This window comes from Stenotrophomonas sp. GD03819, from assembly GCF_029841665.1.
In the GTDB taxonomy this organism is placed as follows: Bacteria; Pseudomonadota; Gammaproteobacteria; order Xanthomonadales; family Xanthomonadaceae; genus Stenotrophomonas; species Stenotrophomonas geniculata.
In genome coordinates, this window is the sequence record NZ_JAOCEW010000003.1 from 12,246 (window position 1) to 31,852 (window position 19,607).

The following is a 19,607-nucleotide window of genomic DNA, read 5'->3' on the forward strand; positions in this document are numbered from 1 at the left end:
ATGCTGTACGCGCAAGTCCACCTGACCCTTCCCGCCTGGATCCACGACCAGATCGACCTGGATCGTCGATATCCGGGCGATGAGGCCAAGGTCGCGCTGGCGATCGAGCTGTCGCGGCTGAACGTCGAACACGCCAGTGGCGGCCCGTTCGGTGCCGTGGTGTTCGGCCCGGATGACAAGGTCATCGCCGCCGGCGTGAACCGGGTGATGCCGCATGCGACCTCGCTGGCGCACGCCGAGAACATGGCCTACATGCTGGCCCAGCAGCGCCTGCAGACCCCGCGCCTGAACGCGGTGCTGTCGCCTGTCACCCTGGCCACCAGCTCGCAGCCGTGCTGCCAGTGCTACGGCGCCACCGTATGGGCCGGCATCGACCGCCTGCTGATCGGCGCCAACTCGGCCGACGTCGAGGAACTGACCCCGTTCGACGAAGGCCCGCTGCCGGCGGACTGGGTGGGTGAACTCAACAAGCGCGGCATCGAAGTCGTGCAGGGCTTGAACCGCGACGCTGCGCGCAGCGTGCTGCGTGCCTATGGGGAAAGCGATGGCGCCCGCTACTGAAACCGGCATCGGCCTGCTGTGCCTGTGCCGGCAGGGCTTCGAGCCCGAGCTGGCCGGCGAGCTGCAGTTCCGCGCCGGTGAAGCCGGTTTCGCCGGCTACGCGCGCACCCAGCGCAATGACGGCTACGTGCTGTTCATGTGCGACGAGGCGGCTGCGCTGGCACCGCGCCTGCGCTGGCGCGAGCTGATCTTCGCGCGGCAGAAGCTGGTGGTACTGGCCGAGCTGCCGCAGCTGGACCCGGCTGACCGGATCACCCCGATGCTGGAGGTGCTGGCCGATGCGCCGCGCTTTGGCGACCTGTGGGTGGAGCACCCCGATTCGGACGCCGGCAAGCCACTGTCCGGTCTGGCCCGTGCCTTCGGCAATGCGCTGCGCCCGGCGCTGCGCAAGGCCGGCAAGCTGACCGACAAGCCCAATACGCGCCTGCCGCGCCTGCACGTGGTGTTCGTCGACGGTACCCACGCCTTCGTCTGCGTGGCCGACCCGGCCGACAGCGCGCCGTGGGCGCTGGGCATCCCGCGCCTGAAGCTGCTGCCCGAAGCGCCTTCGCGTTCGGCGCTGAAGCTGGACGAAGCGCTGCTGACCCTGCTGACGCCGGAAGAGCGCGAAGCGCTGGCCAAGCCCGGCATGCGTGCGGCCGACCTGGGCGCCGCACCGGGCGGCTGGACCTGGGTGCTGACCCGCCAGCACATGCACGTACTGAGCATCGACAACGGTCCGCTGCGCCAGCACGTGCTGGACACCGGCCTGGTCGAGCACCTGCGCGCCGATGGCTTCCACTGGCATCCGGAGCAGCCGCTGGACTGGATGGTCTGCGACATGGTCGAGCAGCCGCGGCGCGTGGCCGAGCGCATGGCCACCTGGTTCCGCGAAGGCTGGTGCCGGCACGCGATCTTCAATCTGAAGCTGCCGATGAAGAAGCGCTGGGACGAAACCCGCTTGTGCCTGGACCTGTTCCAGGACCAGGCCGGCAAGCCGCTGGTGGTGCGCGCCAAGCAGCTGTATCACGATCGGGAAGAAATCACGGTGCTGGCCTCGCCGCTGCGCTGAACCCATTGCATCCGCCGGGCATGGCCCGGCGCTATCGGGGAACGGAACCATGCGCTACCACTCGCTCACCCTGCTGATCACTTTGCTGGCAGCCGCACCGGCCATGGCCCAGCACCTGCCGCACACCCCTGCGCAGAGCCAGCCGCTGGGCCCCACCGGCGGCGCGATCCGCCAGCAACCGCTGGATGCTGGCCGGGTCAGCGGCAGCGTCGAGATTGCACGACCAGCCGGCGAGGCACAGGTGACCGTGCGTTCGCTGGAACCGAGCAGCGTGGTCGGCCAGTACCGCATCCACTTCGCCGCGCTGGATGTGAACGGCGATGGTTTCATCAGCCGCGAGGAAGCACAGGCCAACCCGGCGCTGGCCGATGAGTTCAATGCATTGGACGTGAAGCGTCGCGGCAAGCTGGATCGTGCAGACCTGGCCGGTTGGCTGGTCGACTGAAAAAAGGGACGGAGGGGATCAAGTCGTTTGTGGCACAAACGACTTGATCCCCTCCGTCCCCTTTTTTGTTCACTGATGCCGGAAGCGTCGTGCGGCATGTATTCCGCTTACACCCCAGCGGCGCGCTTCCAGAACGCCTGCACCAGCGGCGGCCATTTGCCGACACAGCCCAGCGCACGACCGCGGGCCAGGGTCAGGTGCATTTCGTCATTGGAGAACAGGCGGTTGATCGCATCGAAGCTGTAGGCGGCGATGTGGTTGTCGCTGCGCCGTTCGCGCGCCCAGCGCTGCAGGCGCTGCGGCGACAGCCGCGGCTGGCCCCGACGCTCGGCGGACGGCGCCAGCCACTGCTGCAGGGCGGCGACATCGCGCAGCCCCAGGTTCACGCCCTGCCCGGCCAGCGGATGCACCACATGTGCGGCATCGCCCAGCGCCAGCACGCGGCCGGCCACATAGTGACGGGCCAGCTGGCGGCGCAGCGGGAACGCCGCACGCGGCGAGGCCAGACGCAGTTCGCCCAGGCGTGCAGCGAAGGCGCGGGTCAGTTCGCGGTTGAAGCTGTCCTCGTCCAACGCCAGCACGCGAGCCGCTTCATCCTCGGGCAGGGTCCAGACGATGGAGCTGCGGCGCTCGGCCACCGGCAGCAGCGCCAGTGGACCGCTCGGCAGGAAACGCTGCCAGGCCGTGGCCTGGTTGGGAAGATCGCTGTCCACGTAGGCCACCACGCCACGCTGGTGGTAGTCATGCTTTTCAACCTCGATCCCGGCCAGCTGGCGCAGGGTCGATTCGGCACCGTCGGCGGCCACCGCCAACGCCGCTTCCAGGCGGCGACCGTCATCCAGGCGCAGGCGCACGCCATCCTCGTCCTGCTCCAGTGCTTCCACCCGTGCCGGGCAGTGCAGCTGCACGCCCGCCGCCGGCAGCGCCGCCCACAGGCGGTCCTGCAGCAGGCCGTTCTCGACGATGTAGCCCAGTTCGCGCCGGCCGAAACGATCAGCGTCGAACAGCAGATCCTCGCCACCGGCCGCGTCCCACACCTGCATGCGCCGGTAGGGCCAGGCGCGGGCCTGCGCGATCGCCGGCCACACGCCCAGGCGGTTCAACAGCTGCACGTTGTCGGCGGCAAAGGCGAACACGCGCAGGTCAGGCTGTGCGGCCTGCCACGGCGCCGGTTCACGGCCTTCCACCAGCGCAACCGACAGGCCGGCATCGGCCAGCGCCAGCGCACACGCGGCACCGACCACGCCACCACCGACGATGGCCACATCAAGACGCGTGCGCCGGCTCATGCGGCTTCTCCACGGCACAGGCGCGGCACGTCGCCACGGAAGCCCATCGCGCCACCGACCAGCATCGACTGCACCGACGCGCGTTGCGCGGCCACCAGGCCGAGGCTGCGCAGCGGCCGCATCAGCGGCGCCGGGTTGCTGGTCAGGCGTGCCAGCCCACCGGAGAACGCCACCGTCTGCCGGCGGTCTTCCTCGCGGCGCGCGACGTAGGCCTGCAGCAGTGCATCACTGCCGGCATCCTCATGCGCATCCTCCAGCAGCTCGGCCAGGGTCAGCGCATCGCGCAGGCCCAGGTTGAAGCCCTGTGCACCCAGCGGATGAATGGTCTGCGCGGCATTGCCCAGCAGTACCGTGCGTTCACTGGCCAACGCGCGCGCCAGTACCTGGATGAGCGGATAAGCACTGCGTGGACCGGATTCGAGCAGGCGGCCGGCACGCCAGCCGATCGCGTTCTGCAGGCGTTGCAGCCACGCCGCATCGTCCAGCGCCATCACCGCATCGGCGTGGTCGCGCGCTACGCCATGCACAGTGCCGAAGTGACGATCGCCACGCGGCAGCAGGGCAGTCGGGCCGGTATCGGTGAACCGCTCCCAGGCCGTGCCGTCCGGCGCGCGCTGGCTGCGCACGCGGGCCACGAACAGGGTCTGCTGGAAATCATGGCGGTCGACCTCGATGCCCAGCGCGCCACGCACGCCGCTGGTGGTGCCATCGGCCCCCACCACCAGACGTGCCAGCAGCACGCGTTCACCCGCCTCGTCAGCCACCCGCACCTGGCGGTAGCCGTCCACCACCTCGCCCAGTCCCAGGAACCGCATCGGCCGGTAACGGCGCAGGCGCGGCAGCTCCTGAAGCCGCGCTTCCAGCGCCTGGCCGAAATCGCGCGCGACCACCACCTGGCCGAACCACGGCCGGTCGTAATCGGCCGCTTCGAGCTGCACACGGCCGAAATCGCCGGCACGACTGACATGGATGCGCCGGATCGGGCCCGGTGCCATTGCCAGCTTCTGCATCACCCCCAGCGCGGTCAGCGCATTGACGGTGGCAGCGGCGAAACTGAGATTGCGCTGGTCGAACACCGCAGGCAGCTCGCCGGCCGGGCTGGCCTCGAGCAGGCCCACGTCGCGGCCCAGGCGGTCCAGGGCAATGGCCAGGCTGGCACCGACCAGGCCACCACCGACGATCAGCACGTCATGTCGTTCACTCATGTGTTCATGATACGCGCTCGTCCCGACTGTACGCCGAACGGGCGGCACCTGCGCCAACCTGCGCGGCGGGCTAGAATGAAACCTGAATCCGCTCCGGGCCCCCGCCATGTCCGATACCGCCAACCGCGCCTTCGTCCTGTCCGTACTCGTACTGCTGCTGGCGGCGACCCGGGTCAACCACTTCGCGGCCATTCCGGATGCCTCCTGGGCCGTGTTCTTCATCGGTGGCTTCTACCTGGCCCGCTGGACGCGCTGGGCGTTCCCGCTGCTGATGGTGTTCGCCGTGCTGGTCGACTGGATCGTGATCCGCAGCAGCGGACTGGATTTCTGGCAGCACTACTGCGTGTCGCCGGGCTACTGGCTGCTGCTGCCGGCCTACTTCTCTTTGTGGGCCGGCGGCATGCTGCTGGGCCGCAACTACCAGAGCGCGCGCTGGCCGGTACTGGCCAAGGGCGCACTGCTGCTGGTCGCCTCGGTGGCGGTCTGCCACCTGCTGGCACAGGGCGGCTTCTACTGGTCCAGCCGCAACGTGGCCGAGCCGACCCTGGCCGGCTGGGCGCAGAACTACGCGCAGTGGTTCGGGCCCTACCTGCGCACCACGGCGATCTATGTAGCGCTGGCCGCCGCCCTGCAGCTGGCCGTGGAGCAGGTGTTGAAGCTCCAGCAGGCCCGCCGCGACATCCGCCACTGAGCCGCGCCATGGGTCATCGCCTCTCGCGCATCTACACCCGCACCGGCGACGACGGCAGTACCGGCCTTGGCGACGGCCAGCGCGTGGCCAAGGATGACGCCCGCGTGGCGTCCTTCGGCACCGTCGACGAGGCCAACGCCGCGCTCGGCCTGCTGCTGGCCGCTCCCCTGCCCGAGGATGTGCGCGCGCTGGTGGTGCATCTGCAGCACCAGCTGTTCGACCTGGGCGCCGAACTGTGCATCCCCGGCCACGCTGCGATCCATGCCGCCGACGTTTCGGCCCTGGAACAGCAGCTGGACCATTACAACGCCGACCTGCCGATGCTGAAGGAATTCATCCTGCCAGCCGGCGGCGAAGCCGCCGCGCGCTGCCATCTGGCCCGCACCATCGTCCGCCGCGCCGAGCGCGAAACGGTCACCCTGGCCCGCCACGAAGCCGTGCGCAGCGAGGCGCTGCAGTACCTCAACCGGCTGTCGGACCTGCTGTTCGTGCTGGCCCGGGTGCTGGCCCGCGCCGATGGCCAGGGCGAAGCGCTGTGGCAACCGCAGCAGCGCCAGCGCTGAGTCGGCACGATGCTGGTCTATACCCACCCGTCCTGCCTGCTGCATGACCCCGGTCCCGGCCATCCCGAATGCCCGCAACGCCTGCAGCATGTGCTGGACGCGCTGCACGCGGCCTTCCCCGGCCAGCTGGACTGGCGCGAAGCGCCGCCGGCCAAGTTCGGCGAACTGACCCGGGTCCACGACAGCGCCCTGCTCGACTTCGTGCTGCAGCCGCAGACCGCGCCGTTGCGCCAGCTGGACATGGACACCTGGACCTCGCCCGGCTCGGCCAGCGCCGCCGTGCACGCCGCCGGTGCCGGTGTGGCCGCAGTCGATGCGGTGATGCTGGGCGAGGACCCGCTGGCCTTCTGCGCGGTGCGCCCGCCGGGCCACCACGCCACCAGCAGCACGGCGATGGGCTTCTGCCTGTTGAACAACATCGCCATCGCCGCCGCCTATGCCCGCGACCGCCATGGCCTGGAGCGGATCGCGGTGGTCGATTTCGACGTGCACCACGGCAATGGCACCCAGGACATCTTCCAGCACGATGCCCGGGTCTCGTACTACAGCACCCACCAGGCCGGGCTGTTTCCCAATTCCGGCCTGCGCCGCGACCGCGGTGCCGGCAACCTGATGAACATCCTGCTGCCGCCGGGCAGCGGCGGCTTCCGCTTCCGCAACGTCTGGGCCGACGAGATGCTGCCGGCCATCGACGACTTCCGCCCGCAGCTGCTGCTGATCTCGGCCGGCTTCGACGCCCACCTGCGTGATCCGCAGGCGGACCTGATGCTGGAGACCGACGATTTCGCCTGGATCACCCGTGAACTGCACGCGCTGGCACGCCGGCACGCGGCCGGCCGGGTGGTCTCGATGCTGGAGGGAGGCTACGACCTGCAGGCCCTGGCCGAGTGCAGCGTGGCCCATGTCCAGGCCCTGATCACCCCCTCTGCGGGTGCCTCCGCCGGATGAACCCGAACCGGCAGGCTCCGGCGCCCTTCATTGCCCCTATGCAAGGGATGGGGCAAGCTACCGTCCGTTTTCGCCCGAATCCGAACCGCGTGCGCCGAGCCCTCCGCCTGCTTCCCCTGCCTCTGAGCATCGCCATCAGCCTGCCGGCGATGGCCGATGATAAGCCGCTCAACTGGGGCCTGTGCCCGGCCACCGACGTCATTCCCGCGTTCACAGACGCCCCCACCCCGGTCCCCGCCCAGGACAAGGCTGCCGCCGCGGCCGCCCGCGAGAACCAGCCGACCGACATCGAAGGCGACCAGCTGCTGGGCACCACCACCGTGCCGCAGTACGAGGGCAACGTGGCGCTGCGCCGCGGTGACCAGTTCGTCGGTACCGACAAGCTCAGCTTCGACACCGAGACCGGCAACTACATCGCCGACGGCAATGTCCGCTACCAGGACGGGTCGATCCGGATGGTCGCCAAGCGCGCCGAAGGCAACCAGGAAAGCGACACCCACAAGATCTCCGACATCAAGTACCAGCTGGTGTCGCGCCGGGGCAACGGCGATGCCGAGTCGGTCGACCTGCAGGGCGCGGTCGGCCAGATGCACCGCTCCACCTACACCACCTGCGACCCGTCGCAGCCGGTATGGAAGCTGTCGGCGCCGCAGATCGAAGTGGACAACGACGAAGGCTTCGGCACGGCCCGCAACGCGGTGCTGCGCATCGGCAAGGTGCCGGTGCTGTGGGCGCCCTACTTCAAGTTCCCGATCGATGACCGCCGCAAGACCGGCCTGCTGTTCCCGCAGCTGGGCATGTCCGGCCGCAACGGTTTCGACTACGCGCAGCCGATCTACTTCAATCTGGCGCCGAACTACGATGACACCCTGACCCCGCGCTACATGAGCCGGCGCGGCCTGCTGCTCGACAACGAGTTCCGCTACCTCTACAACGGCGGCCGTGGCGAGGTGCTGACCAGCTACATGCCCAGCGACAAGCTGCGCGACCGCGACCGCGGCCGGGTGATGTTCGACGGCTACCACAACGTGAACAGCCACTGGCAGGCCCGCGCCAACCTGGCCTGGGTGAGCGACGAGCGCTATGTCGAGGACTTCGCCAACCGCCTGGTGGGCGTGACCGCCTCCAACCTGCAGAGCACCATCGGCCTGTACGGCACCGGCCAGAACTGGACGGCCGGCATCATGGCCGACCGCTGGCAGCTGACCGACTACACCCTCGACGAGCGCGCCCTGCCCTACAACCGCGAGCCACGCCTGTTCTTGAACTGGAACAAGCCGGTGCTGCCGTGGCTGGAAACCGGCATCTACACCGAAGCGGTGCGCTTCACCCACGACGACGTCAACTTCAAGTACGGACCGGACCGGGGCACGGATCTGCAGTACACGCGGAACGGCATCCAGCAGACATCCGGTCTTGGCATCAGCGGTGGCTCGCGCCTGGACGTGAAGCCGTACGTGTCGTTCCCGATCAGTGGCGCGGCCTGGTACATCACCCCGACCCTGGCCTACCGCTATACGGCCTACCAGCTGGACCGCGGCCTGGTCGACGGCGTCAACGGCATCCAGGCCCAGATCCTGCGCTCGCAGGGCATCGACCCGGCCACGGCCACCCCGGAACAGCTGCGCGGCAATACCTCGCCCAGCCGCAGCCTGCCGATCGGCAGCCTTGATGCCGGCCTGTTCTTCGATCGCGAGACGTCGATCGGTGGCAAGTCATTCCTGCAGACCCTGGAGCCGCGCCTGTTCTACCTGCGCACGCCCTATCGCAACCAGGACGAGCTGCCGATCTTCGACACCCGTGACTTCACCTTCAGCTGGGGCCAGCTGTTCCGCGACTCGCGCTATACCGGCGCCGACCGCCAGAACGATGCCAACCAGCTGACCCTGGCACTGGGCACCCGCTTCATCGACCAGACCACCGGCAAGGAACGCTTCTCGGCCGCGATCGGCCAGATCCAGTACTTCGACGAATCGCGGGTCAGCACCACGCCGGGCGGCGCACCAGTGGAGAAGGGCAAGTCGGCCTGGATCGCCGACGGCAACTACATGATCAACGACCGCTGGACCCTGGGCGCCACCTACCAGTGGGACCCGAAGTACAAGCGCGAGGATCTGGCCAGCGTCCGCGCCCGCTATCTGATGCCCAACGATGGCGTGATCAACCTCAGCTACCGCTACCGCATCAACGCCGGCGCCCCGGCGACCGCCAACAAGCATGACCGGACCCTGCTGGAGCAGGCCGACCTGTCGTTCCTGTACCCGCTGAATGCGCGCTGGAGCCTGGTGGGCCGGTATTACTACTCGCTGCAGGACAAGGAACCGCTGGAGATCATCGCCGGCGTGCAGTGGGACAGCTGCTGCCTGGCGGTCCGTGCGGTGGCCCGCCGCTACGTGCGCAACCGCGAAGGCGACATGAACAACTCCTTCCAGCTGGAGTTCGTGCTCAAGGGCCTCAGCTCCATCGGCCAGGACACGGACCGTACGCTGCGCCGTGCTATCCTCGGCTACAACCGCGACGACCTCTATCTCGTGCCGCCCAGCAACACCGGGGCGACCCGGGATGACTACGATCCGAATCAGATCCCATGACCAAGCGCTTCCCCGTTCTTCTCGCCTCCCTGCTGGCGGTGTCCAGCGTGTCCGCCCCCCTGCAGGTGCTCGCGCAGGAGGCGCAGCCGTTGGACCGCATCGCCGCCGTCGTCGACGAGGACGTGATCCTGCAGAGCGAGCTCCAGCGTGCGATCGCCAACATCAAGGCGCAGTACGCCGGCCGTGAAAACCAGCTGCCGCCGGAAGACGTGCTCAGCCGCCAGGTGCTCGAGCGCCTGGTGCTGGTCAAGCTGCAGGTGGCCCGCGCCCAGGGCAGCGGCATCCGCGTCAGCGACCAGGAGCTGAACCAGGCGATGAATGCCATCGCCCAGCAGAACGGCTCGGACCTGGATGCACTGCGCCAGCGCCTGGCCCACGACGGCATCGATTTCAACGATTTCCGTGCTTCGGTGCGCGATGAAATCACCGTGCAGCGCCTGCGCCAGAGCTTCGCGCAGAGCCGCATCAGTGTCAGCGAGGGTGAAGTGGACGCCGCGCTGAAGCAGCAGGCCACGGTGGGCAACCAGTACCACCTGGCACACATCCTGATCGCCCTGCCCGACGGCTCCAACGCCGACCAGATCGCCACCGGCCAGAAGAAGGCTGAAGGCGTGAAGGCCCTGCTGGACAAGGGTGAGCTGGACTTCAATGCGGCCGCCGTGCGTTATTCGGACAGCCCCAACGCGCTGGAAGGCGGCGACCTGGGCTGGCGCAGCCTGGATGAAATCCCGCAGGCCTTCGCGCAGATGATGGAAAAGATGAAGCCCGGCGAAGTGGTCGGCCCGATCCGCGGCCCCAGCGGCTTCCAGCTGCTGAAGCTGGTGGAAGTGCGTGATGCCAGCGCCGCCAGCGGTGGTGAGCACACGGTCACCGAGTACCACGGCCGCCACATCCTGGTACGCGTGGACGATCACCAGAGCGACGCTGCCGCCAAGGCCAAGATCGATACCCTGCGGGCCCGCATCGCCGGTGGCGCGGACTTCGAGACCGTGGCCAAGGAGTCCTCCGAGGACAACAACAGCAAGGGCCAGGGCGGCGATCTGGGCTGGTTCCCGGCCGACGCGTTCGGTCCGGCGTTCGGCCAGCAGGTGGCCGGCATCCAGGATGGCGGCGTCAGCCAGCCGTTCCGCACCGATGCCGGCTGGCACATCGTGCAGCGCGTGGGCACCCGCCAGACCGACGTGACCACCGACAACCAGCGTGCCCAGGTCCGCGAGACCATCGGCCGCCGCAAGCTGGAAGACGAGTACAACCGCTTCCTGCAGGAACTGCGTGGCGAAGCCTACGTCAGCTTCCGCAGCGGCGACCGCGCGGAAAACACCGCCACGCCGCCGCAGTCCTGACCGATGCGTCCCGAGCTCGCTCTGGTACCGGGCGAGCCCGCCGGGATCGGCCCGGAGCTGTGTGTCCGCCTCGTCCAGCAGCCGCGTGAAGATTGCCGGCTGCTGGCCTTCGCCGACCCGGATACCCTGCGCGCGGCCGCCGCCGCGCTGAACCTGCCGCTGCAGCTGCTGCCCGAGGACGCCGAAGCACGCGTCCCCGGCGATCTGCGTGTGCGCGTTGTGGCCAATACCGTGCCCAGCCACTTCGGCCAGGCCAACCCAGCCAATGCCGGCGCCGTCATCGGTGCCCTGCTCGGTGCTGGCCAGGCCTGCCTGTCTGGCGAACTGCACGGCGTGGTCACCGGCCCGGTGCACAAGGCGGTCATCAACGAAGGCGGCATCGCCTACAGTGGGACCACCGAACTGCTGGCCGACCAGGCCGGGGTGAAGGTGGTGATGATGCTGGCCAACCACATCGTCCGCGTGGCCCTGGCCACTACCCACCTGCCACTGCGCGAGGTGGCCGACGCGATCACCGCGCCCCGCCTGGAACACATCCTGCGCACCGTGCATGCCGCCCTGCGCCGCGAGTTCGGCCTGCCTGCGCCGCGCATCGCCGTGCTCGGCCTGAATCCGCACGCCGGCGAAGACGGCCATCTGGGTCGTGAGGAGCTGGACCTGATCATCCCGCTGCTGCAGCGCCTGCGCGCCGAGGGCATGGACCTGATCGGGCCGCTGCCGGCCGATACCGCCTTCCTGCCGGCCAAGCTGGCGGGCGTCGACACCGTGCTGGCGATGTACCACGACCAGGGCCTGCCGGTGCTGAAGTATTCGGGCTTCGAGCAGGCGGTGAACCTGACCCTGGGCCTGCCCTACCCGCGCGTGGCGGTGGACCATGGCACAGCACTGGATATGGCCGGGCGCGGCATTGCCGATCCTTCCAGCCTGCAGGCGGCAACGACGTTGTGTGCGCAGCTTGCGCGGCAACGTACACTGAGCGCATGAATTCCCCGCATTCCCCCTCCGGCCCGGTGTTCACCGCCCCGGCCAAGAAGCAGCTTGGCCAGCATTTCCTGGCCGACCGCCACTACATCGACAAGATCGTGATGGCGGTCAACCCGAAAGACGGTGACCGCCTGGTCGAGATCGGTCCCGGCCAGGGCGCGATCACCCTGCCGCTGCTGCGCGTGCATCCGAAACTGACGGTGATCGAGTTCGACCGCGACCTGATCGCGCCGCTGACCGCCGCCGCCGAGCCGCTGGGCGAGCTGACCATCGTCCACCGCGACGTGCTGCGCGTGGACTTCACCGAGCTGGCTGCCGGCCAGCCGATCCGCCTGGTCGGCAACCTGCCCTACAACATCTCCTCGCCGATCCTGTTCCATGCACTGGAACATGCCGCGGTGATCCGCGACATGCACTTCATGCTGCAGAAGGAAGTGGTCGACCGCATGGCCGCCGGCCCCGGCAGCAAGGTGTACGGCCGGCTCAGCGTGATGCTGCAGGCCTACTGCCAGGTGACCTCGCTGTTCGTGGTGCCGCCGGGCGCGTTCCGGCCGCCGCCGAAGGTCGATTCGGCCGTGGTGCGGCTGGTGCCGCGTGACCCGGCCACAATCAACATCAACGACCACAAGCGTTTCGCCGAGGTGGTCAAGGCCGCCTTCGGGCAGCGCCGCAAGACCCTGCGCAACGCCCTGAACAACGTGGTGTCCGCCGAACAGTTCGTTGCCGCCGGCGTGCGTCCCGATGCCCGCGCCGAACAGCTGGACGTGGCCGAATTCATCGCCTTGGCCAATGCCTCCTGATTACACTGCCGGTATGGAAGACGCTGACGTTTATGCCATCTCCGTCGAAGTCGCACCGCGCTTCCTCGACGATCAATCCGCGCCGGAAGACGGGCGCTATGCGTTCGCCTACACGATCCGCATCCACAACCAGGGACGTGTTGCCGCGCGCCTGGTCGCACGCCACTGGCGCATCACCGATGCCAACGGCCGCGTCGAGCATGTCGACGGCGACGGGGTGATCGGCGAGCAGCCGCGCCTGCGTCCCGGTGAAGACTTCCATTACACGTCCGGTGTCATGCTGGGGACCGATCACGGGACCATGCAGGGCCACTACGACATGGTCGCCGACGACGGCACCGAATTTGCCGCGCCGGTCGCACCTTTCGTGCTGGCCATCCCGCGTACCCTGCACTGACACGGAGGCCGAACGATGAGTGTGTGGGCGATCGGCGACCTGCAGGGCTGCTATGACGTCACCCAGCGACTGCTGGAAAAGATCCGTTTCGACCCGGCGCAGGACACCCTGTGGTTCTGCGGCGACCTGGTGAACCGGGGTGGCCAGTCGCTGGAAACGCTGCGGCTGGTGCATTCGCTGCGCGATCACAGCGTGGTGGTGCTGGGCAACCATGACCTTTCGCTGCTGGCCGTCGGTGCGCGCACCGAAGAGGAACAGCGCAAGGTCAACCCGGACCTGCTGCGCATCGTGCAGGCCGAGGACCGCGACGAACTGCTGGACTGGCTGCGCCTGCAGAAGCTGGTGCACGTGGACCGCGAACTGGGCTGGATGATGGTGCACGCCGGCCTGGCGCCGAAGTGGACCACGCAGATGGCCGAGAAGCATGCGGCTGAAGTCGAGGCACAGTTGCACGGCGCCGGCTACCGCAAGTTGTTCCGCAACATGTACGGCGACAAGCCGAGCTGGGCCCCCAACCTGTCCGGCTACGACCGCTCGCGCGCGATCATCAACGTGCTCACCCGCATGCGCTACTGCACCCCGCGCGGACGCATCGGCATCGAGGACAAGGGCACGCCGGGCACGCAGGAACAGGGGCTGTATCCCTGGTTCGAAGTGCCGGGCCGGGTCGAGCGCGACCTGAAGGTGGTCTGCGGCCACTGGTCGGCGCTGGGCCTGACCATCACCCAGGGCGTGCACGCCATCGACACCGGCGCGGTCTGGGGCGGCAAGCTCACCGCGATCCAGCTCGATACCGATGAACTGCGCGTGGTGCAGGTACCAGGCCGCGATGTACCCGCCCCCGTGCCCAACGCCCGCCCGCCCGCGCGCCCGGCGCACGAGCGCCCGGCTGCGTCGGCGCAGGGCAAGGAACAGGGCGGCGGTAACGCTCCGGCCGCCACCCCGGGCAATCGCGGCCCGCGCCGTCGTCGTCGCCGTGGTGGCGGTGGTGGTGGCTCCGCGGGCCCCGGCAACAACAGTCCTCCGCCGCAGGCATGACGCGGCGCGACTGGGCACCATGGATGGTGCTGCTGACGCTGGCCCTGGCCAGCGGCTGCCAGCCCACTTCGGCCCCGGCCCCCACCGGCGGCGGAAACGTCGGCCACACGCCATCGCAACCGCAGGCGCCTTCGCCGCCACTGGTGGCTGCAGCGCGCGCGCAGATCGGCGTCACCACCCGCTACGACCCTGCCTATCAGGTGCTGGCCTATCCCGGTGGAGACGTCCCGGTTGATCGCGGCGTGTGCACCGACGTGGTGGTGCGCGCGCTGCGCAGCCTGGACGTGGACCTGCAGGCCCGCGTGCATGAGGACATGCGCGGCAACTTCAGTGCCTATCCGGCGATCTGGGGCCTGTCACGACCGGATCGCAACATCGATCATCGCCGCGTACCGAACCTGATGCGCTGGTTCGAACGGCAGGGCTGGCAGCAGCCGATCACGGCCCTCGCCGCCGACTACGCGGCCGGCGACATCGTCGCCTGGAAGCTCAACGGCAACGGCCTGCTGCACGTGGGCATCGTCTCCGACCGCAGGCTGGCCAACGGCACGCCGCTGGTGCTGCACAACATCGCGCGCGGCACGCGCGAAGAGAATCTGCTGTTCCAGCACGCCATCATCGGGCATTACCGGATGCCGTAGGCAATCCTGTAGAGCCGAGCCATGCTCGGCTACGGGATGTGTCCGGCAACAGCAGCCGAGCATGGCTCGGCTCTACAGGAAACCATCTTCAGCGGCGCACGTAGTGCACGAAGCGGAACGCGTGGGCATGGCTTTCGTCGGCCGGGTGCGGCTCGCTGCTCACTTCCCGCCAGTCCTGCGCATCCACCTCGGGGAAATGGGTATCGGCGGGGACTTCGGCATCCACCCAGGTCAGGTACAGGTCACTGGCCTGGTCCAGCAGCTGGTGGAAGATCTCGCCGCCGCCGATGATGCACAGCTCGCTGGCGCCCTCGCGTTCGGCAATCGTCTTCGCCTCATCCAGCGACGCTACCGCGCGCATGCCCTCGAACGGCACCTGGCCGCTGCGGGTCAGCACCAGGTTGGTCCGCCCCGGCAGCACGCGGCCGATCGATTCGGCGGTCTTGCGCCCCATCAGGATCGGCTTGCCCAGGGTGAGCGCCTTGAAGTGCTTGAAATCATCCGGCAGGTGCCAGGGCATGGCATTGCCCTGGCCGATGCCACGATTACGATCCAGCGCCACGATCATCGACAGCTTCATTGCTACCACCTCCTCAGCTGGCGTCGATCTGCAGGCGTTCGCAGGCAGCGTTGGCGGCACTGGCAGCCTGCAGCGCCGCTGCCAGCCCGGGGCTGGATGTGGACTGCTCATCCAGGCCATCGAGGATCTTCTGCTTCTGCGCCTCTTCGATATCCTTCAGGCCCGGTCCTGACAGGATGTCTGCCGACAACGCAGCAGTGTCGGTGCTGGCACGACGTGCCAGAAATGCCTGCAACTGGTCACTTGAATAGACGGTGGCAAGCTGCTGCTCGAGCACGCGCTGATAGGCCGGATCCTCGACACCCGCCTTCAGGTGCTCGGTCATCGCCGTGTACATGCCGGTTACCGCCTCACGCATCTGCGCCCGGCAGCCTTCCGGCACATCCTGGGGCATCATCGTGCTGCCGTTGAACGCCCCAGCGAACGCCTGCACTTCCTCGCGCATGTGCTTGTGCACGATCTGCTCATTGACCTGCCGGGCCAACGACAGCGCATCGGCCGGTCCCGCCTGCACCATGGCCAGCGGCAACATGCCGCACAGCGCCAGCAGGCCGCTGGAAATCAATCGGGAACTCATACCGCCACCGGCGCCTTGATCGCCGGGTGCGGATCGTAGCCGTCGATGCGGATGTCGTCGAACTGGAAGCCGAACAGGTCGGTCACCTCCGGGTTCAACCACAGCTTCGGCAGCGCGCGCGGTTCACGCGACAGCTGCTCGCGCGCCTGCTCGAAGTGGTTCGAATACAGGTGCGCATCGCCCAGCGTATGCACGAAATCACCCACGCCCAGGCCGGTGGCCTGCGCCACCATGTGGGTCAGCAGCGCGTAGCTGGCGATGTTGAACGGCACGCCGAGGAAGATGTCGCCGCTGCGCTGGTAGAGCTGGCAGCTGAGCTTGCCGTCCACCACATAGAACTGGAACAGGTTGTGGCACGGCATCAGCGCCATCTGCGATAGCTCGCCTACGTTCCAGGCGCTGACCACCAGCCGGCGCGAATCGGGGTTGCGCTTGATCTCGTCCACCAGCCACTGCATCTGGTCGATCTCGCGACCATCGGCGGTGGCCCAGCTGCGCCACTGCTTGCCATAGACCGGGCCGAGGTCGCCGTTCTCGTCGGCCCACTCGTCCCAGATCCGCACCTGGTTGTCCTTCAGGTAGCCGATGTTGGTGTCGCCCTTCAGGAACCACAGCAGCTCATGGATGATCGAGCGCAGGTGCAGTTTCTTGGTGGTGACCAGCGGGAAGCCGTCGGCCAGGTTGAAACGCATCTGCCAGCCGAACACGCTGCGGGTACCGGTACCGGTGCGGTCGCTCTTCTCGGCGCCGTGCTCGAGCACGTGCGAGAGCAGGTCCAGGTAAGCCTTCATGCCTTGCCCTCGGCAGCCACCGGCAGCTGCGGCTGCAGTACCGGCGCGCGGCGCGACATCACCAGCAGCACCAGGCCGAAGGCGATCAGCGGCAGGCTGAGGATCTGGCCGCGGGTCAGCCAGTCGAAGGCCACGTAGACACCGTTGTCGGGCATGCGCACGAACTCCACGGCGAAGCGGAACAGGCCGTACATCAGCGCGAACAGGCCACCCACCAGGTAACGGTGGCGCGGCTTGGCCGACACGGCCCACAGCACCACGAACATCACCAGGCCTTCCAGGAACGCTTCATACAGCTGCGACGGATGACGCGCGAACTGGTTCAGCGCACCGGTCGCGAACTGCGTCTGCAGGGTCGCGTGGTCGAGCTGGTTCAGCGGCGCCGGCAGGCCGGACGGGAACACCACGCCCCACGTGCCGTCGGTGTACTTGCCCCACAGCTCGGCGCCGATGAAGTTGCCGATGCGGCCGAAGCCCAGGCCCAGCGGCACCAGCGGCGCCATGAAATCCATGGTGTCGAAGAAGTGCAGCGCGTGCTTGCGCGACCACCACCAGCAGGCACCGAGTACGCCGAGCAGGCCGCCGTGGAAGCTCATGCCGCCATCCCAGACCTTGAACAGCAGCAGCGGGTTGTGCAGGAAATCGCCCAGCGCGTAGAACAGCATGTAGCCGATGCGCCCGCCCAGCACCACGCCGAGCATGGCGTAGAACAGCAGGTCGGAGAAGCCGTTGGCATCGACGCCCGGCAGGCGACCGGCGGCGATGCGCTTGCGGCCCAGCAGCCAGGCCGCGGTGAAGCCGAGCAGGTACATGATGCCGTACCAGTGCACCTTGATCGGCCCCAGCGAGAGGGCGATGGGGTCGATGTCGTGGAAATAGATCATGGAAGGTGCCTTGCGGTTGAACGCCTATTCTCGGGCCAGTGCCGCCCCGGCTCAACCAAGGAGCTGGGGCGAGTTCGGCAACGCGTCATCGTTCGACCGCGTCGAGGCCGGAAAGTGCCCTTCGATCAGGCTGGAGACCTCGTCGATGGCATCCTGCAGCGCTTCCACCGGATGGGAACCACGCAGGCCCTCGCGCAGGTGGGTGCAGACCCGCTGCCACTGCGCCGGGCTGACCCGGCCGTGCAGGCCACGGTCGGCAATGATCTCGATGGCGTGGTCGGCCAGCAGCAGGTAGATCAGCACGCCATTGTTGTGGGTGGTATCCCAGGTGCGCAGGCGCGCGAAGGCATGCTCGGCGGCCTGGCGTGGGGTGACCCTGTGCCACAGCGCGGCCAGCGGCAGGTCCGCTTCCACCGCGAACATCACCTGCCCGCCGTGGCGCTGCTCACCGGCCGCGATGGCCTCGGTGATCGCCTGCAGGGTGGCCGGCGGGAACGCGCGCCGTACCGACGGCGAAAACACATGACGACACAGTCGTTGGATCATCACCAGCCCCCCGAAGCACCGCCACCGCCGGAGCGGCCACCACCACCGCCCCAGCCGCCGCCACCACCGAATCCACCGCCCCCGCCAAAGCCGCCTCCGCCGCCCCAGCTGCCACCGCCCCAGCCAGCGCCACCGGCAAAGCGGCCCGGGTGGCCTGAGAGCATGGCCACGATCAGGCCCACGATGCCCGCCAGGCCACTGGCCAGCAGCGTGGACGTGAACAGGAACGCCGCCAGCGCCGCACCGGCACCGCCGAGCACGCCACGCAGCGGACGCGGCACGCGCGAGAACACGCCGCGCAGGATGCTGCCGGCGAACACACCGATGAACAGCGCCAGGAACCAGGTATCACCGCCACCGCTGGGCTCACGCCCGCGATGGCCGCTGACCGGTGCCGGCAGCGTTTCGCCGTCGATCAACTTGACCAGAACCGCCGTGGCATCGGTGATGCCACCGGCGTAGTCGCCGCTGCGGAAGCGCGGCACCAGGTATTCCTGGATGACCCGGTTGGCGATGGCATCGGGAATCGCACCTTCCAGACCGTAGCCCGGCTCGATGCGCACGCGCCGGTCGTCCTTGGCCACTACCAGCAACACGCCGTCATCCACGCCCTTGCGGCCAATCTGCCACTGGTCGAAGACGCGCGTGGTGTACTGCGCGATGTCTTCCGGCTGGGTAGTGGGCACCACCAGCACCTGCAGCTGGCTGCCCTTGCGCTGCTGCAGTTCCATCGCCTGCTGCACCAGTGCCTGCTTCTGCGCGGCATCCAGCGTGCCGGTGGTATCGACCACCGGCGAATCCAGCGCAGGAACCGGCGCCAGCTGCTGCGCCTGCGAGGCCAGCGGCAGCCACAGCAGCAGGGCCAGCAGCGCAGTGGCCAGGCGCATGGGTCAGTGGCCCGGCTGCGGTGCCGGCTGCTGCGGCGTGTTGCCGAAATCGACCGCCGGCGCGGTGGAGATCTGTGCTTCGTTGTCCACGGTGAAGTTCGGCTTGGTCTTGTAGCCGAAGAGCTTGGCGGTGATCACCTGCGGGAACGAGCGGATGTAGGTGTTGTAGTCCTGCACCTGCTGGATGTAACGGCCGCGGGCGACGGTGACCCGGTTCTCGGTACCTTCCAGCTGCGCCTGCAGGTCGCGGAAGTTCTGGTTGGACTTCAGCTCCGGATAGTTCTCGGTCACCACCAGCAGCCGCGACAGGGCGCTGCCGAGTTCGCCCTGGGCCTGCTGGAACTGCTTGAGCGAGGCTTCGTCGTCGGCATTGACGTTGATCTGGCCGACACGCGAACGGGCATTGGTGACTTCGGTCAGCACGCGCTCTTCCTGGCTGGCGAAGCCCTTCACGGTCTGCACCAGGTTGGGCACCAGGTCGGCGCGGCGCTTGTACTGGTTGATGACCTCCGACCAGCTGGCCTTGACCGCTTCATCCTTCTGCTGGATGGCGTTGTAGCCACAGCCGGACAGCAGGGAGGCCAACAGCATCAGGGGCAGGACGCGGGTGAACAGGCGCATGGCGGAGGTTCCGGGTGGGCTTGGCGCCGAGCATGCCATGGTTCGGGTGAAAGACCGGCCATCGGGCGCCGCCCCCTCCGCGGTGTGGTCCAGCCAGCTCGGGGATGGGCCGGGAGGGTGGGTCGGCTGGGGGCCGCTGCAAGTACGTCCATGTAAGCTCGGTCGCCGCTTGCT

21 protein-coding genes and 1 pseudogene are annotated in these 19,607 nt (G+C 68.2%); 13 read left to right on the top strand and 9 right to left on the bottom strand.

The genetic code is table 11. The annotated features are described in order from the left end of the window. Genes N5D45_RS02420 through N5D45_RS02430 form a run of 3 tightly spaced genes read left to right on the top strand, consistent with a single transcriptional unit; the run spans position 1 to position 2,057 of the window. The gene (locus N5D45_RS02420; RefSeq protein ID WP_004154307.1) at positions 1–561 is read left to right on the top strand and encodes a nucleoside deaminase; all 561 of its coding nucleotides are present in this window, start codon (positions 1–3) and stop codon (positions 559–561) included. Continuing rightward, on the top strand, positions 545–1,612 hold the full coding sequence (rlmM, locus tag N5D45_RS02425) for a 23S rRNA (cytidine(2498)-2'-O)-methyltransferase RlmM (RefSeq protein ID WP_197657308.1): 1,068 nt from the start codon (positions 545–547) through the stop codon (positions 1,610–1,612). Before N5D45_RS02420 ends, rlmM begins: the two co-directional genes overlap by 17 nt. A gap of 49 nt (positions 1,613–1,661) precedes the next feature. Next, a complete protein-coding gene (locus N5D45_RS02430) occupies positions 1,662–2,057 on the top strand; it encodes a hypothetical protein (protein ID WP_010481819.1) in 396 nt (131 codons plus the stop codon). A gap of 107 nt (positions 2,058–2,164) precedes the next feature. Here the strand turns inward: N5D45_RS02430 and N5D45_RS02435 are convergent, their stop codons facing one another. Next, positions 2,165–3,346 (bottom strand): UbiH/UbiF family hydroxylase, encoded by a 1,182-nt coding sequence (locus N5D45_RS02435; RefSeq protein ID WP_043398105.1) that lies wholly within the window; start codon positions 3,344–3,346, stop codon positions 2,165–2,167. Then, a complete protein-coding gene (ubiH, locus tag N5D45_RS02440) occupies positions 3,343–4,551 on the bottom strand; it encodes a 2-octaprenyl-6-methoxyphenyl hydroxylase (protein ID WP_043398102.1) in 1,209 nt (402 codons plus the stop codon). Before ubiH ends, N5D45_RS02435 begins: the two co-directional genes overlap by 4 nt. A gap of 106 nt (positions 4,552–4,657) precedes the next feature. Between ubiH and N5D45_RS02445 the strand changes: the two genes are divergently transcribed. From N5D45_RS02445 to N5D45_RS02490, 10 genes and pseudogenes are all read left to right on the top strand, one after another. After that, on the top strand, positions 4,658–5,242 hold the full coding sequence (locus N5D45_RS02445) for a hypothetical protein (protein ID WP_019338105.1): 585 nt from the start codon (positions 4,658–4,660) through the stop codon (positions 5,240–5,242). Between the two features lie 8 nt (positions 5,243–5,250). Next, positions 5,251–5,805: a cob(I)yrinic acid a,c-diamide adenosyltransferase gene (locus N5D45_RS02450; protein WP_043398096.1), complete on the top strand. Its 555-nt coding sequence runs from the start codon at positions 5,251–5,253 to the stop codon at positions 5,803–5,805. A 9-nt stretch (positions 5,806–5,814) separates the two neighbouring features. Then, entirely contained in the window at positions 5,815–6,753 is a 939-nt protein-coding gene (locus N5D45_RS02455) for a histone deacetylase family protein (protein WP_010481827.1), read from the top strand. A gap of 89 nt (positions 6,754–6,842) precedes the next feature. Then, positions 6,843–9,344: an LPS-assembly protein LptD gene (gene lptD, locus N5D45_RS02460; RefSeq protein WP_082587878.1), complete on the top strand. Its 2,502-nt coding sequence runs from the start codon at positions 6,843–6,845 to the stop codon at positions 9,342–9,344. Further along, positions 9,341–10,672, top strand: a pseudogene (locus N5D45_RS02465) (peptidylprolyl isomerase); the annotation flags it as partial. The gene lptD and the pseudogene N5D45_RS02465, both read left to right, overlap by 4 nt. An 18-nt stretch (positions 10,673–10,690) precedes the next feature. Beyond that, a complete protein-coding gene (gene pdxA, locus N5D45_RS02470) occupies positions 10,691–11,671 on the top strand; it encodes a 4-hydroxythreonine-4-phosphate dehydrogenase PdxA (RefSeq protein ID WP_164194263.1) in 981 nt (326 codons plus the stop codon). Next, positions 11,668–12,471 (top strand): 16S rRNA (adenine(1518)-N(6)/adenine(1519)-N(6))-dimethyltransferase RsmA, encoded by an 804-nt coding sequence (gene rsmA / locus N5D45_RS02475; RefSeq protein ID WP_005408139.1) that lies wholly within the window; start codon positions 11,668–11,670, stop codon positions 12,469–12,471. The genes pdxA and rsmA overlap by 4 nt, the downstream gene beginning before the upstream one ends. A gap of 13 nt (positions 12,472–12,484) precedes the next feature. After that, a complete protein-coding gene (apaG, locus tag N5D45_RS02480; RefSeq protein WP_005412297.1) occupies positions 12,485–12,868 on the top strand; it encodes a Co2+/Mg2+ efflux protein ApaG in 384 nt (127 codons plus the stop codon). A 15-nt stretch (positions 12,869–12,883) separates the two neighbouring features. Next, a complete protein-coding gene (locus N5D45_RS02485; protein ID WP_164194266.1) occupies positions 12,884–13,906 on the top strand; it encodes a symmetrical bis(5'-nucleosyl)-tetraphosphatase in 1,023 nt (340 codons plus the stop codon). Next, positions 13,903–14,547, top strand: a complete 645-nt coding sequence (locus N5D45_RS02490) for a DUF1287 domain-containing protein (protein ID WP_099560575.1) — start codon at positions 13,903–13,905, stop codon at positions 14,545–14,547. Before N5D45_RS02485 ends, N5D45_RS02490 begins: the two co-directional genes overlap by 4 nt. An 88-nt stretch (positions 14,548–14,635) precedes the next feature. Here the strand turns inward: N5D45_RS02490 and N5D45_RS02495 are convergent, their stop codons facing one another. The 7 genes from N5D45_RS02495 to N5D45_RS02525 are packed head-to-tail and all read right to left on the bottom strand — an operon-like array spanning position 14,636 to position 19,433. Next, entirely contained in the window at positions 14,636–15,127 is a 492-nt protein-coding gene (locus tag N5D45_RS02495) for a dihydrofolate reductase (protein WP_164194269.1), read from the bottom strand. Between the two features lie 13 nt (positions 15,128–15,140). Continuing rightward, positions 15,141–15,704, bottom strand: coding sequence for a hypothetical protein (locus tag N5D45_RS02500; protein WP_231298644.1), 564 nt, complete (start codon positions 15,702–15,704; stop codon positions 15,141–15,143). Beyond that, entirely contained in the window at positions 15,701–16,495 is a 795-nt protein-coding gene (locus N5D45_RS02505; RefSeq protein WP_012479193.1) for a thymidylate synthase, read from the bottom strand. The genes N5D45_RS02500 and N5D45_RS02505 overlap by 4 nt, the downstream gene beginning before the upstream one ends. Continuing rightward, complete coding sequence (lgt, locus tag N5D45_RS02510) at positions 16,492–17,379, bottom strand: prolipoprotein diacylglyceryl transferase (protein ID WP_049411645.1); 888 nt, start codon at positions 17,377–17,379, stop codon at positions 16,492–16,494. Before lgt ends, N5D45_RS02505 begins: the two co-directional genes overlap by 4 nt. Before the next feature lie 51 nt (positions 17,380–17,430). Beyond that, the gene (locus tag N5D45_RS02515) at positions 17,431–17,925 is read right to left on the bottom strand and encodes a TPM domain-containing protein (RefSeq protein ID WP_125438285.1); all 495 of its coding nucleotides are present in this window, start codon (positions 17,923–17,925) and stop codon (positions 17,431–17,433) included. Next, positions 17,925–18,812 (bottom strand): TPM domain-containing protein, encoded by an 888-nt coding sequence (locus tag N5D45_RS02520; RefSeq protein ID WP_279938418.1) that lies wholly within the window; start codon positions 18,810–18,812, stop codon positions 17,925–17,927. The genes N5D45_RS02515 and N5D45_RS02520 overlap by 1 nt, the downstream gene beginning before the upstream one ends. Positions 18,813–18,815: 3 nt before the next feature. Further along, a complete protein-coding gene (locus tag N5D45_RS02525; protein WP_164194539.1) occupies positions 18,816–19,433 on the bottom strand; it encodes a LemA family protein in 618 nt (205 codons plus the stop codon). Positions 19,434–19,607 lie beyond the last annotated feature (174 nt).